The following is a 15,015-nucleotide window of genomic DNA, read 5'->3' on the forward strand; positions in this document are numbered from 1 at the left end:
TCGGGCGTGCTGGCCGGATGTCTTCCGTCGGGATGTCAGGCGCGCCTGACGTGCAGACCACATTCTTTCGATTCGGGATTCTCCCACCACCAGCGGCCAGCGCGAACATCTTCGCCGGGCGTGATCGGCCGCGTGCAGGGTGCGCAGCCGATGCTCGGGTAGAAGCTGTCGTGCAGCGCATTGTAGGGCACCTCGTTGAGCATGATGTAGGCCCACACTTCGTCCTCGCTCCATGCCGCAAGCGGGTTGAACTTTTCGAGGCCGCCATCGCCGTTGGCGGCGTCGAAGCTGCGCACTGGCAGCCCATCGCGGGTCGCCGACTGCGCCGCCCGCAGACCGGTGATCCATGCCTTGCGGCCCGCCAGAGCGCGCTGCAAGGGTTCGACCTTGCGCACGAAACAGCAGCCCTTGCGCAGCTCGACCGATTCGTAGAAGGCGTTGATGCCGTTGGCGTGGGTGTAGGCCTCGACCAGATCGTGGCGCGGATAGTAGAGGCGCAGCGCCAGGCCGTAGTGTCTTTTCACTGCGGCGATCAGCTCGTAGGTCTCGAGCGGCAGGCGACCGGTGTCGAGCGAGAAGATTTCGATGTCGAGCCGATCACGGACGATCAGGTCGGTGAGCACCATGTCTTCGGCACCAAGACTGCTGGCAAAGGCCGCTGGCGAGAAGTCCCTGGCGATCTCGCACAACAGCATGCGCGCGGCGGCGACCCGTCCCGCGAGGCTGTCGCGCAGGGCCTGGTCGTGCAGATTGATCCTCGTCCTCATGCCGATCCCTGTGCCTGGCGCCGGCGGAACAGCGGGTAGGGCTGGTCGACCGCCGCCTGGTAGGTTTCGCTGAATACCGACAGCCCGGCCAGCGCCCGGTCGATGTCCTTGTCGCCGCGCAGCGCGTAGGCGTCGATGCCGCAACGCTGCATGTAGAAGAGCTGGTCCTGCAGCACGTCGCCGATGGCGCGAATCTCGCCGGCAAAATGATAGCGCTCGCGTAGCAGGCGGGCGCTCGAATAGCTGCGGCCGTCGGTGAACTTCGGGAAATTGACGGCGATGACGGCGAAACGGTCGACGTCGCCGGCCAGCGCTTCGGGCCCCTCATGGCTGTCGAGCCAGACGCCGATTGGACGGCCGCCAGCGATGATCTCGTCCCGCCGTGCCAGCCAGACTGCCAGTGGCAGCAGCACCGGCCCGGCAGGCAGGGCGACCGCTGCCGGCGTCTCGCCCTCGGCCAGGGTGAGGACCTGCCAGTCGTCTTCGACGATGCTCGTGTTCCTGATGATCCTAGGCATTGACGACCTCCTTTTCCCTGTTGTCTACCTTGGCTGGCCGGCGGCGGTCGCGGCCGGCATAGGCGCGTGTCTTGAACGGCTCGATGCCGATTCGCTGCAGGGTGTCGATGAAGCGCTCGCTCGGCGTCCGCTGTTCGAGATAGACGGCGATCAGCGCTGCGATGACCTCTGGGACTTCCTGCGCATAGAACGAAGGTCCGATCACCTTGCCGATCGCTGCCTCCTTGCCCTGCTGGCCGCCGATGGTGATCTGGTACCACTCCTCGTCGTTCTTGTCGACGCCAAGGATGCCGATGTTGGCGACGTGGTGATGGCCGCAGGAGTTCATGCAGCCGGAGATGTTGAGCGATATGTCACCGATGTCGTACAGGTAGTCGAGGTCGTCGAATCTGTCCTGCACCGCCGTGGCGATCGGGATCGAGCGGGCGTTGGCCAGCGCGCAGAGGTCACCGCCCGGGCAGCAGATCATGTCGGTCAGCAGGCCGATGTTCGCGGTCGCCAGCCGATGGCTGCGGGCGATCTGCCAGACTTCGTAGACATCGCGCTGGCGGACGTCGGCGAGCACCACATTCTGTTCGTGCGTGACGCGCAGTTCGCCAAAGCTGAAACGCTCGGCGAGTTCGGCGACGGCGATCATCTGGCCGTCGGTGATGTCACCGGGAGCGACGCCGGGAGCTTTGAGCGACAGGGTGACGGCGGCGTAGCCAGGCGTCCTGTGCACATGAACGCAGCGCTTGACCCAGCTGGCGAAGGCCCGGTCAGCCTCGATTCTGTTCAGGTGTGCCGGGTCTGGCGAGGGCAGCGTCTCCCAGGGCGGTGGCGAGAAATGCTGCGCGATGCGCGCGAACTCCTCGTCAGGTACCGTCGTCGGGCCGTCGCGCAGGTGCGACCACTCTTCCTCGACCTGACGGGCAAACTCCTCGATACCGAGCGCCTGGACGAGGATCTTGATCCGCGCCTTGTACATGTTGTCGCGGCGACCGTAGCGGTTATAGACGCGCAGGATGGCATCGAGGTAGGAGAGCAGATGCCGGCGCGGAAGGAAATCGCGCACCTGCTTGCCGAGAATTGGCGTGCGGCCCAGCCCGCCACCGACAAAAACGCGGAAGCCGATTTCACCGCGGTCGTCGCTCACCAGATCGAGGCCGATATCGTGGGCGCGAATCACCGCCCGGTCCTGCGCCGCCGCATTGACGGCAATCTTGAACTTGCGCGGCAGGAAGGCGAATTCCGGGTGGAAGGTCGACCATTGCCGCAGCAACTCGCAATACGGGCGTGGGTCGGTCAGTTCGTCCGGCGCGACGCCTGCGAACTGATCGGTGGTGATGTTGCGCACGCAGTTGCCGGAGGTCTGCACGGCGTGCATTTCGACGCTCGCCAGTTCAGCCAGGATGTCCGGCGTTTCCTCGAATTGCGGCCAGTTGAGCTGCATGTTCTGGCGGGTTGTGAAGTGGCCGACGCCGCGGTCGTAACGGCGCGAGATCTCGGCCAGCTTGCGCAGTTGCGCCGCCGACAGCATGCCGTACGGGATGGCGATGCGCAGCATCGGTCCGTGCCGCTGGATGTAGAGGCCATTCTGCAGGCGCAGCGGGCGCAACTCGTCGGTCGATAGCTCGCCAGCCAGATGCCGGGCCATCTGGTCGCGATACTGGGCCACCCGCTGGTCGATGATCTGTTGGTCAGTACTGTCGTAGCGATACATTGCTCGTTCCTTGGTTGAATGCGGTCGTGGCCGGTTGCCGGTGGTGCAACGGCAGCTACTGGGCGATCAGCTTGCCACCGATCAGCACCAGCATGCCGGCCAGGATCGGGCGCAGAATGCGGTCGGGTACTTTCGCCGAAGCGTGGCTGCCAAGCCAGATCCCGGGCAGCGAGCCGAGCAGCAGGCTGCCGAGCAGTGACCAGTCGACGCTGCCGATCAGCCAGTGCCCGAGGCCGGCAACCAGCGTCAGCGGCACGGCGTGGGCGACATCGCTGCCGACGACGCGAATCGTCGGCAGGCGTGGGTAGAGATAGAACAGCACGGCGACGCCGAGAGCGCCAGCGCCAACCGACGAGACCGTCACCAGCACGCCGAGCAGCGCCCCGACGGCGACCGTGATCGGTGCCCGGAACTGCGTGTGCGCGGCATCGTCGGCGTGTGCCAGCGCCTGCCGCTGCAGCCTCTGGCGAAAGATGATCGCGGCAGCGGTCAGCAGCAGGGCGACACCGAGCGAGACGGAAATGATCTGCGAGACGGCCGCGCTCTGCTTCGGCAGCAAGGAAAGCACCCAGACGGTCAGCAACGCTGCCGGGATGCTGCCGCTGGCCAGCAGACGGGTGACGCGCCAATCGACGTGTCCCTTGCGGGCATGGACGACGGTGCCGCCGGCCTTGGTGATCGCCGCGTAGAGCAGGTCGGTGCCGACCGCCGTCGCCGGGTGGATGCCGAACAGCATCACCAGCAATGGCGTCATCAGCGAGCCGCCGCCTACCCCGGTGAGACCGACGATGGCGCCGACAACAAAACCCGACAGGGTGTACATCCAGTCCATGGCGCGCCGCAACAGAAAAAGTGCGCGCATGGTAGCAGCGCAAGGTTTGATCGAAAAAGAATATTCAGTTAGATTCTTATAACCAATCGTATTGTACAGCCGCCATGAAGCTCCAGCAGCTCCGCTATCTCGTCGAAGTCGCGCGCCGTGGCCTCAACGTTTCCGAGGCGGCGGAAGCGCTGCATACCTCGCAGCCCGGGGTTTCCAAGCAGATCAAGCTGCTCGAGGACGAACTCGGAGTCGTCGTTTTCGAGCGCGGCGGCAAGCGCCTGCTGGCGATCACCGAGCCGGGGCGGGCGGTGATCGCGATTGCCGAACGCATGCTGCGCGACGCGGAGAACATCCGGCGCGTCGGCGAGGAGTACGCCGGTGGCGACTCCGGCAGCCTGGTCATCGCAACGACGCATACGCAGGCGCGTTACGCCCTGCCGGCCGTCGTCAAGCGCTTCGTCGATCGCCATCCCAGGGTCAGGCTGTCCCTGCATCAGGGCCATCCGACGCAGATCGCCGAGTTGACGCTGAAAGGCGAGGCCGACATCGCCATCGCCACCGAGGCGCTAGACCAGTATCCGGAACTGGTGATGCTGCCCTGCTACCAGTGGGTGCACTGCGTGATCGCCCCCGACGGGCATCCGATCCTCGGCGAACAGCCGCTATCGCTGGCCGCGCTCGCGCGCTGGCCACTGGTGACCTACGACTCCGCCTTCACCGGTCGCTCACGCATCAACAAGGCTTTCGAACTGGCGCAACTGACACCCAACGTGGTACTCAGCGCCATCGACGCCGACGTCATCAAGACCTACGTCGGACTCGGCCTGGGGCTCGGGATCATCGCCCGCATGGCTTTCGATCCGCTGCGCGACGTCGGCTTGCAGGCGATCGCCGCCGAGCATCTGTTCGGCTCGAACACGACGCGCATCGGGCTGCGCCGCGGCACCCGCCTCCGTCGCTACGAATACGATTTCATCGAACTCTTTGCCTCGCACCTGACCCGCAAGGCGGTCGACCTGGCGATGGCCGGCGCGCGTCCGGCGGACGAGTATCAGCTTTGACGCCGCGCTGACGACAAGGTCAGTGCAGGGGTGGTGGCTGACGGTTGCCCGGTTTGCCGAGCGCGGCCCGGGCGGCAGAAACCGCCTTGACGCCAAGCAGGGTCAGGCTGCCGCCGACGATGCCGACCAGCACGTCGAGCAGCAGCGGGGTCACGGCCCTGAGTACACCACCGACGGCCGGGAGGCCACCAGCCAGCTCGGCCGCATGCGCGATGAAGTGATGCAGCGGCAGTCCGTGCGTGAGGATGCCGCCGCCGACCATGAACATCGCGGCCGTACCGATCACCGTTAGCGCCTTCATCAGGCGCGGCGCCGCCAGCAGCAGGCCCCTGCCGATCGTGCGCGCCAGCGCGCCGCTCCGGGTGAGCAGGTGGAGCCCGAGATCATCCATCTTGACGATACCGGCGACGACCCCATAGACGCCGACGGTCATGATCAGGCCGATCCCCGACAGCACCGCGACCTGGGTGGTGAAAGGCTGGTCAGCGACGGTGCCGAGGGCGATGACGACAATTTCGGCCGAGAGAACGAAGTCGGTCCGGATGGCGCCCTTGATCTTGTCGGCCTCGAATGCTGCCAGGTCGACCTTTTCGTCGGCCAGCGCGGCAGCCAGTTGCTCGGCGTGCCGGTCGTCGTCGCCGGCCTTGTGCAGCCAGCGGTGGGCCAGCTTCTCGACCCCCTCGAGGCACAGGTAAAGGCCGCCAAGCATCAGCAGCGGCGTCACCGCCCAGGGGATGAAGCGGCTGATCGCCAGCGCCGCCGGCACCAGGATCAGCTTGTTCTTCAGCGAACCGACAGCGACCGCCCAGACCACCGGCAGCTCGCGCTCGGCGCGTACCCCGGACACCTGCTGCGCGTTCAGCGCCAGATCGTCGCCCAATACGCCGGCAGTCTTCTTCGCGGCCACCTTGGTCATCAGGGCAACGTCGTCGAGGACCGAGGCAATATCATCGATCAGGGCAAGCAGGCTGGCTCCGGCCATTGAGGTGTCCCCTTCTGAAGGTCAGCGCCGCCGCGGTCGCGGCGGTCTGAAAACCCCGGATTCTAGGGCATAAGGCGATTCGCGTTGCGCCATCGGCCCAACAGGCTGGCCTGCCGCCAGCGCGGGCGAGACGACGGACAGGACGCTCTTCAACCAGGATGCACGGTTTGCCGGTCCGCGCCACCAGGATCCGGCCGTGTGCATTTCGCCACCTCGGCCCTGTGTGACTAGCGCGTGGTGCGGACTTGGCGTTATGCTCCCCGTCCTTTCCTGACCACAAACAACGCTCTCACCTGACAACTGGAGACAATCGTGCCTGCACTGCTGCCCCAACCCGATCCCGATGGTCTGCTTGAATACTCGGTGGTCTATACCGACCGCTCGCTGAACCACATGTCGCAACGCTTCCAGGGCGTGATGAAGGACATCGCACGGATTCTCAAGACGGTCTACAACGGCAAGACGGCGATCGTCGTGCCAGGCAGCGGAACCTTCGGCATGGAAGCCGTCGCCCGCCAGTTTGCCACCGACAGAAAGTGCCTGATCATCCGCAACGGCTGGTTCAGCTTCCGCTGGACGCAGATTCTCGACATGGGAGCGATTCCATCGGCGAGCATCGTCCTCAAGGCGCGTCGGGTCAGCGACGAGCCGCAGTCGCCGTTCATCCCGCCGCCGATCGAGGAGGTCGTCGAGCGCATTCGCGAAGAGAAGCCCGACCTCGTCTTCGCGCCGCACGTCGAAACCGCTTCCGGAATGATTCTGCCCAACGACTACCTGCGTGCCGTCGGTGAGGCGGTGCGCGCGGTCGATGGTCTTTTCGTCCTCGATTGCGTCGCTTCCGGCGCCGTCTGGGTCGACATGGCCGCCAACGCGGTTGATGTGCTGATCAGTGCCCCCCAGAAAGGCTGGACCGGTTTGCCCTGCTGCGCGCTGGTGGTGCTTGGCGAGCGTGCCCGCGCCAGGATCGACGCCACCACCAGCAGCAGCTTTGCCTGCGACCTCAAGAAGTGGATGCAGATCATGGAGACCTTTGAAAGTGGCGGCCACGCCTATCATGCGACCATGCCGACCGACGCGCTGGCAGCCTTGCGTGACGTGATGCGCGAAACCGAAAACTACGGTTTCGAGCGCGTCCGCCAGGAGCAGCTTGAAGTCGGCCTGCGCGTGCGCGCTTTGCTGACCGGCAAGGGCTTCAGGAGCGTCGCCGCCGAGGGCTTCCAGGCGCCGGGCGTCGTCGTCAGCTACACGGACGATCCGGAGATCCAGTCGGGTAGGAAGTTCGTCGCCATCGGCGTCCAGACCGCTGCCGGCGTGCCGCTGCAGTGCGACGAGCCGGCCGATTTCACCACCTTTCGCATCGGCCTGTTCGGCCTCGAAAAACTACACAATCCCGACCGCACGGTGCGCAACCTCGCCGATGCGCTCGATGAGGTGACGCGCGTGAACCCGCAGCCGGCGCCTTGAGATTGTGCCGACACTCAACTGGTTCGGTAAGGATGCCGTCGTCAGGCCGTGCCATGCCGTCTGCTCGAGGCGGTGCCCGAACTGATTTACGCTGCTGCCTCCCGCATGGGCGCCCGCGCCGCGCGTGAGGGCATCAGCTTCAGGCAAACTCCCTACGCGCTGGATATATGGATGAAGAATCCTCTCGAATCGGCAAGAAATCCCGACTTGCGCGGTTCATGGGACGCGCTGCTGCGTGCGGCTAAGGCGGCGAGAAGAACCGCCATCCTCACCAATACCGATCTGATTGTTTCAGAAGATGGGCGGATGCGTTGTATCAAGCCGGCCGACCTGCAAGAGGTCGCTTCGGCAGGCCAGGGGAGCAATCCAGTGACGGCCCATGATGCATGCGGAAATTCCCGACCATCTCGCGGCCCATCTAATTCTACTTTGTCAGATTCGTATTCGCCTTCCTGTGATCTGCGTTTGTCATGTGCTAGAATGCCATACGTCGTGATTGTTTAATCTATTCATGGAGTTGTAAATGACAATGTCAACTCCATTACGTCGATAGCATATCTTCGCTGGTCGCTTCGGCACTCGAGCACTTCGATTCGCACTTCGCGCCCTATCTCCATTGCTTTCGAAGCCGGACCCGTTCGGTAGAAGACACCGCGCGCCGGTATCTGCACGGGCTGTTCCAGAGTTCGCGCCGTAACCTGGAGTGCATGGCGGAAACCGTATCCGACAGCCGCTATCAGCCACTGCATCATATGCTTAGCGAATCCAATTGGGATCGGCGCGCGGTGCGTCGGCAACTGGTGGTCGATGCCAACGCCCACTTCGGCTATCCCAGCGCTCTACTCCTGGACGAGAGCGCGTTCGGGAAGAAGGGAAACATGTCCGCGGGCGTGGCGCGGCAGTGGAACGGTCGCTTGGGGAAGGTCGATAACTGTCAGGTGGGCGTCTTCGCGGCGGTGACGCGCGATGGCGTAGCAAGCGTGGTGGATGCCGACTTGTATCTGCCGGAGAAGTGGGCCAAAGATACGACACGTTGCGAGGCGGTGGGGGTGCCTGAGGAGGCGCAGACGTTCCGCACCAAGGGCGAGATCGCTCTGGACATGGTAATTCGCCTGAGGCGGGAAGGCTTGCACTTCTCTTTCGTCGCCTTTGATGGCGGCTACGGGCACTTGCCCTGGCTGCTCGGGGAACTGGATGTCGAGGGAGAGATCTTCTTCGCTGAGGTGCATTCGGATCAGGCGATCTATCTCCAGGATCCCGCACCCGCGGTGGCGGCTCGTCGTTCGTCGAAGGGTCGAGCGCCCCGTCGGCTGCGGACCACGGCGGTGCCCATGACGGTGGCCGCGTGGGCAGCCACGCAGTCGGCATCCGCCTGGGGGCGTCTGTCGATCCGTGACGGCGAGAAGGGCGAGGTGATGGCCGACTATCTCACCCAGCGGGTGTGGGTCTGGGACGGCGAGGCGCCGTTGGCGAGCCGTTGGCATCTCCTGGTACGACGGGAACTCGATGGGACGAAACTCAAATTCGGCCTGTCCAATGCCAAGCCCAGGGCGTCTTTGCGCCGCTTGGCGGAAATGCAGGGAGCGCGCCATTTCGTCGAGCAGTCCTTCCGAGAGGCCAAGAGCGCCTGCGGCATGGCCGAGTATCAGGTCCGCCGCTGGCAGGCGTGGCACCATCACATGGCCCTGGTCATGATCGCCACCATGTTCCTGGCCAAGGAGCGCCTGGCCCATCGCGAGACGGCTGAACTGCTCTCCTGCCGTGACTTGATAGAGATCATGCGCCATCGGCTGCCTACCAAGATCGTCACCGACGAAGACCTCGCGGCATCCATCATCGATAGGCATCGACGGCGGCACAAAGCCATGGAATCCGCCTACAGAAAGCAAGCCGCCATGCTCTCAGCATTAGATTGAAAGACAATCTGACAAAGTAGAACTAATGACAGGAGTGTAGACATGAATCTGCCTGACGCCATTGATGCTCACGTGCGGGTGCTGCCGGCGCACTTGCAGCGGGAAGCGCTCGACTTCATTGCCTATTTGGAAAAGCGCTACCACATTGCAGCGATGGTTGCTCCCCGCTTGACAACGAGCGCCTTCATCGAGCGCTTTGCAGGTTGTCTCGGCGATGATTTTCCGAACGAAATCGACGATGCCGATCTGCCAAGCGATGCTCCGAGGGATCCGCTCGAATGAGTGGCTTCCTGCTCGACTCGAACGCCTGGATTGGCTTGCTGAAGGGACATCCGGCAATCGCGGCAGGTGTGGCCCGTGCGGGAGGCCTGTGTGTCGTGACGCGCAATGTTTCGGAGTTCTCGCGAGTGCCGGGTTTGTCCATCGAGAACTGGCAGGGCCAATGATCGCCGGGTTCGCTCCGAAGACGTATCAGTCGCAGGTCCTCGAAAGCATCACAGCGTACTTCGAGTCCTGCCACGAACAGCGATCGCCGTCGCTGGCCTTCACCGCGACGACCGAACAGCTCTGGGGTCGGGGATTGGCGTACAACCCGCTGTCGGGTTTTTCTTCCGACATGCCGTATTTCTGTCTGCGCGTGCCCACCGGCGGCGGCAAGACCTGGCTGGCGGCGAAAAGCGTGGCTACCCGGCAGGCGTTTCAGGTCGAGGACGAAGAGTGCCGCAAGGTGTACCAGTCCAGCGGCGCGCTGATGCATCACTTGGAGAAGCTCGCTGCGGCGCAGCGCAACGCGCTGCTTGGCGACGGCGAGGGTGTCGAGCAGGTGAAGCCGTATTCGCTGGCCAATGTGCTGCGCCTGCACCGGCCTTTCGTGAGCGTCGATGAGGCGCACAACAGCCGTACCGAACTGGCTTTCGACATGCTGTCGAGCGGGTGCACGCCGAGTTGATCGGCAATCATCACATCCCGGCCGAGGAAATCGTCGTCGCCACCGGCGAGGAGAAAGGGCTGGAACAGATCGACGCCGACTATCGACTGGGCGTCGCCGACCCAGCGTGTCCGGTGAAGTTCATCATCACTCAGAAGGCTCTGGCCGAGGGTTGGGATTGCCCGTTTGCCTGCATTCTGGTCAGCATGGCGTCGCTGCATTCGGCGACGGCAGTCGAACAACTCCTCGGCCGGGTACTGCGGCAGCCAGGCGCCAGCCATCGGTCAAGCCGCTTGCTCAACCAGTCGTATGCCTTCGTGGTGTCGCGCAACTTCGCCGAGACGGCGAACGCACTGCGCGAGCGCCTGGTTACGGGTGCCGGCTTCGAGCGGCGCGAGGTGAGCGAGTTCGTCACCGCCGCGACGAGCAAACAGGCGCGGCTCGATCTCGACGGCCACGCGGGGCGGGTCTTCGTTCGGCCGGTAACCATCGCGCTGCCTGAAAGGCCAGATCTCAAGGGCCTGCCGAAACCGATCCGCAGCAAGCTGAGTTGGGATGCCCGGCTGAATACCCTGACCATCAGCGCGCCCCTGACGGCAGACGAGGGTGAGGTGTTGAAGGCAACGGTCACGTCCGAAGCAGCCGTTTCGGCCATTGGGCAGGCGGCCGAAGCAAGCCGCACGAGCGCCATCGAGTTTTTCCAGACCCCTGCCGAGCTGGGTGAGTGCTTCCAGATGCCGCAACTCGTGTGGCGGGAAGCCTGCTCATTCTTCCTGCAGAATGCGGATGGCCGCTTCTATCCCGATTTTGTCTGCCGACTGCCCGACGCAACGACCCTGGCTGTCGAATACAAGGGCGCCAATCGCTGGGCGTCCGCCGAGGACGACAGCATGATCGGCGGCTTGTGGGCCGCGTTCTCCGAGGGGCGCTGTCGCTTCGTGATGGTCACGGCGAAGTGCTGGGACGCGATTGACGCTCTGCTGTCATGAGCCTCGATTACTCCACTCTCGACCTGCTGCGCCAGAGCCACCCGGCCTGGCGCTTGCTGCGCTCGGAGCACGCGCCGCTGGTGGCGAGTTTTTTGCAGCGCGTGTTCATCGCGCCGAATGTGCGCGTGATGGCACAGGCCGACCTGGCCGAAGCGCTCGAGGACGAACTGTATGCGCTGCGCGAGCGCCGCGGCGGCGAGGGGTTTCCGAAGTCGGCGCTCGATTACCTCAACGACTGGGCGGCGAACGACAAGGGCTGGCTGCGTAAGTATTACACGCAGGGGTCGGACGAGCCCCATTTCGATCTGATGCCGGCGACCGAGAAGGCGATCGCCTGGCTGGCGACGCTCGCCGAACGCAGCTTCGTCGGCACCGAGTCGCGTCTGCTGACCCTCTTCGAGCTGCTGAAGCAGATGAGCGAGGGCAGCGAGACCGATCCGCAGGCGCGTATCGCCGAACTGCAGCGCCGGCGCGACGAGATCGATGCCGAGATTGCGCGGGTTCTCTCCGGCGACCTGCCGATGCTCGACGACACCGGACTGAAGGATCGCTTCCAGCAGTTCACGGCGCTGGCGCGCGAGCTGCTCACCGACTTCCGCGAGGTCGAGCACAATTTTCGCGGCCTCGACCGGCGCGTGCGCGAGCGGATCGCGCTGTGGGAAGGCGCCAAGGGTGCGCTGCTTGAAGAAATCATGGGCGAGCGCGACGCGATTGCCGACTCCGACCAGGGACGCAGCTTTCGCGCCTTCTGGGATTTCCTGATGTCGAGCCGCCGGCAGGAGGAGTTGACGGCGCTGCTCGAACGGGTGCTGGCGCTGCCGCCGGTGCTCGAACTGCGGCCCGACGTGCGCACCCGTCGGGTGCATTACGACTGGCTGGAAGCCGGCGAGCACACGCAACGCACCGTCGCCCAGCTCTCGCAGCAGCTGCGCCGCTTTCTCGACGACCAGGCCTGGCTGGAGAATCGCCGCATCATGGACATCCTGCACGGCATCGAGGCCAAGGCGCTGGCGCTGCGCGACACGCTGCCGACGGGTGCGGTGATGAGCATCGCCGACACCGCTGCCGACATCGAACTGCCGATCGAACGACCGCTGCACACGCCGGCGATCAAGCCGTCGATCGCCGACCTGGCACTCGATGCGGGTGACGCCGATGTCGATGCCGCAGTGCTGTTCTCGCAGGTGGTGGTCGATCGCGCGCAGCTCGCGCGGCATATTCGCCACGCCCTGCAGGATCGCTCGCAGGTGACCCTGCGCGAGCTGTGCGAGACGCGGCCGCTCGAGCATGGCCTGGCCGAACTGGTCGCCTACCTGCAACTCGCCGACGATACCTTCAGGGCGGTGATCGACGAAACGGCGACCGAGGTCATCGCCTGGCAAGGCATCGGCGCGGACGGTGAGCAACATTTGAAGCAGGCGCGGCTGTCGCGGGTGATTTTCGTCAATGGAGTGAGAACGCCAGCGAGATGAGCCGCCAAGATCTACTCGAATGGCTGGCAAGGCTCGGTCCTTGCCTGATGCAATATCCCGGGCAGGTGTCGTGTGCCGGCTGTTGGTCCATGAGGACTGGCGAGCGATCTGGACGACCTTTGCGAACGAGCGTGGCCGCTGGTCCCGCCAGCTGTCGGCCATGACGGATCAAGCGTCGCGGGGCGCAGGCAGGGCGCTGCACTGGCCATGGGCCGGCGGGTTGCCGGCCGCCCTCACGCCTCGCTTTCCTCTCCCGCCATTTCCTCTGCCAGCGGTGTGTCGAGCACCGACTGGATGTAGGCGGCCGGCAGGCGGTATTCCTGCGCCAGTTCAGCCGCCGACCTGCCGCTTTGCTGGATGCTCTCGATCCAGCCATTGAGGCCGGTCGAGAGCGAGTGGCCGGCCTGTTCACCGTCGCGCGTGGCGCGCTCGCCATCGGCGACTTCGTACTTGTTGCTGTAGCCGCGCGGGGTGATCATCAGGCCGTGGCGAACGAAGGTGTTCGAATTGCCGATCAGCACCGTGGTCAGCATGCCGATATCTGCTTCGGACATTTTTTCCAGGGTGGTGAATTCGATGCGCTGCTTCGGGCGATAGGCCGACTTGACGATGGCCACCGGCGTCTGCGCGTCGCGATGGCGCAGGAAGATGCGTTGCGCCTCGGCGATCTGCCGGGTGCGCCGCCCGCTCTTCGGGTTGTACAGCGCGACGACGAAATCGGCGTAGGCGACGGCATCGAGCCGGCGGGCGATGCTCGGCCATGGGGTCAGCAGGTCGGACAGCGAGATGGCGCAGAAGTCGTGCGTCAGTGGCGCGCCGACGAGGGCGGCGCAGGTGTTGAGCGCCGAGGCACCGGGGACGATCTCCACCTCGATCGCCGATTCCGGCGTCCAGCCGGCCTGGAACAGCACCTCGAAGGTGGGGCCGGCCATGCCGTAAACGCCCGCGTCGCCGGACGACACTATAGCCACCTTGCGACCTTGCCGCGCCCGTTCGAGGGCCTCGATGGCACGGTCGAGTTCCTCGGTCATCGACTTCCGGACCACTTCCTTGCCGGCCAGCAGGTCGGCGACCAGGCGGATATAGGTGGCGTAGCCGATTACCGTGTCGGCCTCGGCAATGGCCTCCCGGGCGCGCGCGGTGAGGTGGCCGAGGCTGCCCGGACCGAGGCCGACGAGCATGATTTTTCCTGTCTTTTGCGGCGAGTCGGGGCTGGCGTTCATGCGGCAATCCTTGCGATGGAGACGGTGGCGTTGCGGCCATCGGGGCCGCGCAGCTTGTATTTTTCGACGATCAGGTGGCTCGGGCCGGCGCCCGCGGCGAGCAGCGCCGCGGCTTCCGAGACCGACGGCGTGCCGGTGTGCCGGCGGACGATTTCGGAGGGGTTTGGCACTTCGACGGCAGCGAGTTCGGCCGCCGGGTGGAACCGGATGCTCCAGCCATGCTGCCCGGCGACGTCCGCCAGGCCCGGCTCATCGGCCTTGAGGTCGATCGAGGCAACGGCGACGACGTCGGCCGGCGAAGCGCCGCAGGCCGCCAGAGCCTCGGCGATGGCCTGGGCGATCGTGGCGGCCGGTGTGCCGCGGTCGCAGCCCAGGCCGAGCGCGACCGGTCCCGGCGGTGAGGCGGAAACGCTGCTCATGCGGCCGTCGGGCGATAGGTGACGCAGCGGCCGGCCAGTCGCGCCGCGCAGTCGGCGGGCATGACGCGCCGGCTGATCCAGAGCACGGCGGTAAAGCGCTCGAGCGCGACGTCTTCGAGCCGTGCGAAGAGCGTCACGTTCGCCGGCAACGGCCCCTTGCGGCCGTTGGCATGGTTGGCCCACCAGTCCGCACCGCCCGCTTCCTGGACCAGTGCCACCGGCTCGTCATTGACCATCGCCGCACTGCAATGGAGCAACTCGCCGTGCGTCGCGTCGAAGGTCCAGCCGAGCTCGCGGCCGAGGAGGTCGACGGCGATCGTTGCGCGGGCGTCCGAGGCGGTCGTCAGCACGGCGGTCGCGCCAAGCGCCGTGGCGAGATGGCCGGCGAGCGAATTGGCACCGCCCAGGTGGCCGGAAAGCACTGGAATGACGAACCTGCCGGCCTCGTCGACCACCACCACCGCCGGGTCGGTCTCCTTGCCCTGCAGATGCGGCGCGATCAGGCGGACGACCGCGCCGAGCGAGACGATGGCGACGATGCCGTCGAAGTTCGCGAACAGCGCCGGCACCTGGTCGCCGACCTTGCCCTGGTAGCAGTGGGCAGCACCGGCGGCAGCGCTTTCGGCCTCGACGCGGAACTTCTCCGGGGCGAAGAGTTGCGCGCCGGGCAGTGCGGCGACGATCCGGCCGGCCAGCGCGATGCCATGACGGGTAATCGAAACGACGGCAACTCTCATGGTCGGCGGCGGTC

General features: G+C 65.3%; 17 protein-coding genes. 9 read left to right on the forward strand and 8 right to left on the reverse strand.

Annotated elements, in window-relative coordinates; translation table 11 throughout:
• Window positions 1-35: 35 nt before the first annotated feature.
• The 4 genes from V5B44_RS14210 to V5B44_RS14225 are packed head-to-tail and all read right to left on the reverse strand — an operon-like array spanning window position 36 to window position 3,819.
• Window positions 36-767, reverse strand: a complete 732-nt coding sequence (locus V5B44_RS14210) for a phosphoadenylyl-sulfate reductase (protein ID WP_332359680.1) — start codon at window positions 765-767, stop codon at window positions 36-38.
• On the reverse strand, window positions 764-1,285 hold the full coding sequence (locus tag V5B44_RS14215; RefSeq protein ID WP_332359681.1) for a DUF934 domain-containing protein: 522 nt from the start codon (window positions 1,283-1,285) through the stop codon (window positions 764-766). Before V5B44_RS14215 ends, V5B44_RS14210 begins: the two co-directional genes overlap by 4 nt.
• The gene (locus tag V5B44_RS14220) at window positions 1,278-2,987 is read right to left on the reverse strand and encodes a nitrite/sulfite reductase (RefSeq protein ID WP_332359682.1); all 1,710 of its coding nucleotides are present in this window, start codon (window positions 2,985-2,987) and stop codon (window positions 1,278-1,280) included. Before V5B44_RS14220 ends, V5B44_RS14215 begins: the two co-directional genes overlap by 8 nt.
• Window positions 2,988-3,042: 55 nt before the next feature.
• Window positions 3,043-3,819: a sulfite exporter TauE/SafE family protein gene (locus V5B44_RS14225; RefSeq protein WP_332360048.1), complete on the reverse strand. Its 777-nt coding sequence runs from the start codon at window positions 3,817-3,819 to the stop codon at window positions 3,043-3,045.
• A gap of 104 nt (window positions 3,820-3,923) precedes the next feature.
• On the opposite strand from V5B44_RS14225, the gene V5B44_RS14230 reads away from it, so the two are divergent.
• On the forward strand, window positions 3,924-4,871 hold the full coding sequence (locus V5B44_RS14230; protein WP_332359683.1) for a CysB family HTH-type transcriptional regulator: 948 nt from the start codon (window positions 3,924-3,926) through the stop codon (window positions 4,869-4,871).
• Window positions 4,872-4,890: 19 nt separating this feature from the next.
• Here V5B44_RS14230 and V5B44_RS14235 read toward each other — a convergent pair whose 3' ends face one another.
• Window positions 4,891-5,853: a DUF808 domain-containing protein gene (locus tag V5B44_RS14235; protein ID WP_332359684.1), complete on the reverse strand. Its 963-nt coding sequence runs from the start codon at window positions 5,851-5,853 to the stop codon at window positions 4,891-4,893.
• Between the two features lie 312 nt (window positions 5,854-6,165).
• Between V5B44_RS14235 and V5B44_RS14240 the strand changes: the two genes are divergently transcribed.
• From V5B44_RS14240 to V5B44_RS14275, 8 genes are all read left to right on the forward strand, one after another.
• A complete protein-coding gene (locus tag V5B44_RS14240) occupies window positions 6,166-7,317 on the forward strand; it encodes an aminotransferase class V-fold PLP-dependent enzyme (RefSeq protein ID WP_332359685.1) in 1,152 nt (383 codons plus the stop codon).
• 72 nt (window positions 7,318-7,389) lie between these two features.
• Window positions 7,390-7,821, forward strand: a complete 432-nt coding sequence (locus tag V5B44_RS14245) for a hypothetical protein (RefSeq protein ID WP_332359686.1) — start codon at window positions 7,390-7,392, stop codon at window positions 7,819-7,821.
• Between the two features lie 59 nt (window positions 7,822-7,880).
• Window positions 7,881-9,233 carry an IS701 family transposase gene (locus V5B44_RS14250; RefSeq protein WP_332357861.1) on the forward strand — a complete coding sequence of 451 codons (1,353 nt, stop codon included), beginning with the start codon at window positions 7,881-7,883 and terminating at the stop codon, window positions 9,231-9,233.
• 42 nt (window positions 9,234-9,275) lie between these two features.
• The gene (locus V5B44_RS14255; RefSeq protein ID WP_332359687.1) at window positions 9,276-9,515 is read left to right on the forward strand and encodes a DUF2281 domain-containing protein; all 240 of its coding nucleotides are present in this window, start codon (window positions 9,276-9,278) and stop codon (window positions 9,513-9,515) included.
• Window positions 9,512-9,679 carry a hypothetical protein gene (locus V5B44_RS14260; RefSeq protein ID WP_332359688.1) on the forward strand — a complete coding sequence of 56 codons (168 nt, stop codon included), beginning with the start codon at window positions 9,512-9,514 and terminating at the stop codon, window positions 9,677-9,679. Before V5B44_RS14255 ends, V5B44_RS14260 begins: the two co-directional genes overlap by 4 nt.
• Entirely contained in the window at window positions 9,676-10,182 is a 507-nt protein-coding gene (locus V5B44_RS14265; RefSeq protein WP_332359689.1) for a hypothetical protein, read from the forward strand. Before V5B44_RS14260 ends, V5B44_RS14265 begins: the two co-directional genes overlap by 4 nt.
• Window positions 10,167-11,150, forward strand: coding sequence for a hypothetical protein (locus tag V5B44_RS14270; protein WP_332359690.1), 984 nt, complete (start codon window positions 10,167-10,169; stop codon window positions 11,148-11,150). Before V5B44_RS14265 ends, V5B44_RS14270 begins: the two co-directional genes overlap by 16 nt.
• Complete coding sequence (locus V5B44_RS14275; RefSeq protein WP_332359691.1) at window positions 11,147-12,622, forward strand: DUF3375 domain-containing protein; 1,476 nt, start codon at window positions 11,147-11,149, stop codon at window positions 12,620-12,622. The genes V5B44_RS14270 and V5B44_RS14275 overlap by 4 nt, the downstream gene beginning before the upstream one ends.
• Window positions 12,623-12,855: 233 nt before the next feature.
• Here the strand turns inward: V5B44_RS14275 and cobJ are convergent, their stop codons facing one another.
• From cobJ to V5B44_RS14290, 3 genes are read right to left on the reverse strand one after another with little or no spacing between them, the layout of a single operon-like run.
• Complete coding sequence (gene cobJ, locus V5B44_RS14280; RefSeq protein WP_332359692.1) at window positions 12,856-13,845, reverse strand: precorrin-3B C(17)-methyltransferase; 990 nt, start codon at window positions 13,843-13,845, stop codon at window positions 12,856-12,858.
• Window positions 13,842-14,264, reverse strand: coding sequence for a cobalamin biosynthesis protein (locus tag V5B44_RS14285; protein WP_332359693.1), 423 nt, complete (start codon window positions 14,262-14,264; stop codon window positions 13,842-13,844). The genes cobJ and V5B44_RS14285 overlap by 4 nt, the downstream gene beginning before the upstream one ends.
• Complete coding sequence (locus V5B44_RS14290; protein ID WP_332359694.1) at window positions 14,261-15,001, reverse strand: cobalamin biosynthesis central domain-containing protein; 741 nt, start codon at window positions 14,999-15,001, stop codon at window positions 14,261-14,263. The genes V5B44_RS14285 and V5B44_RS14290 overlap by 4 nt, the downstream gene beginning before the upstream one ends.
• Window positions 15,002-15,015: the final 14 nt, after the last annotated feature.

The organism is Candidatus Accumulibacter necessarius (assembly GCF_036625085.1).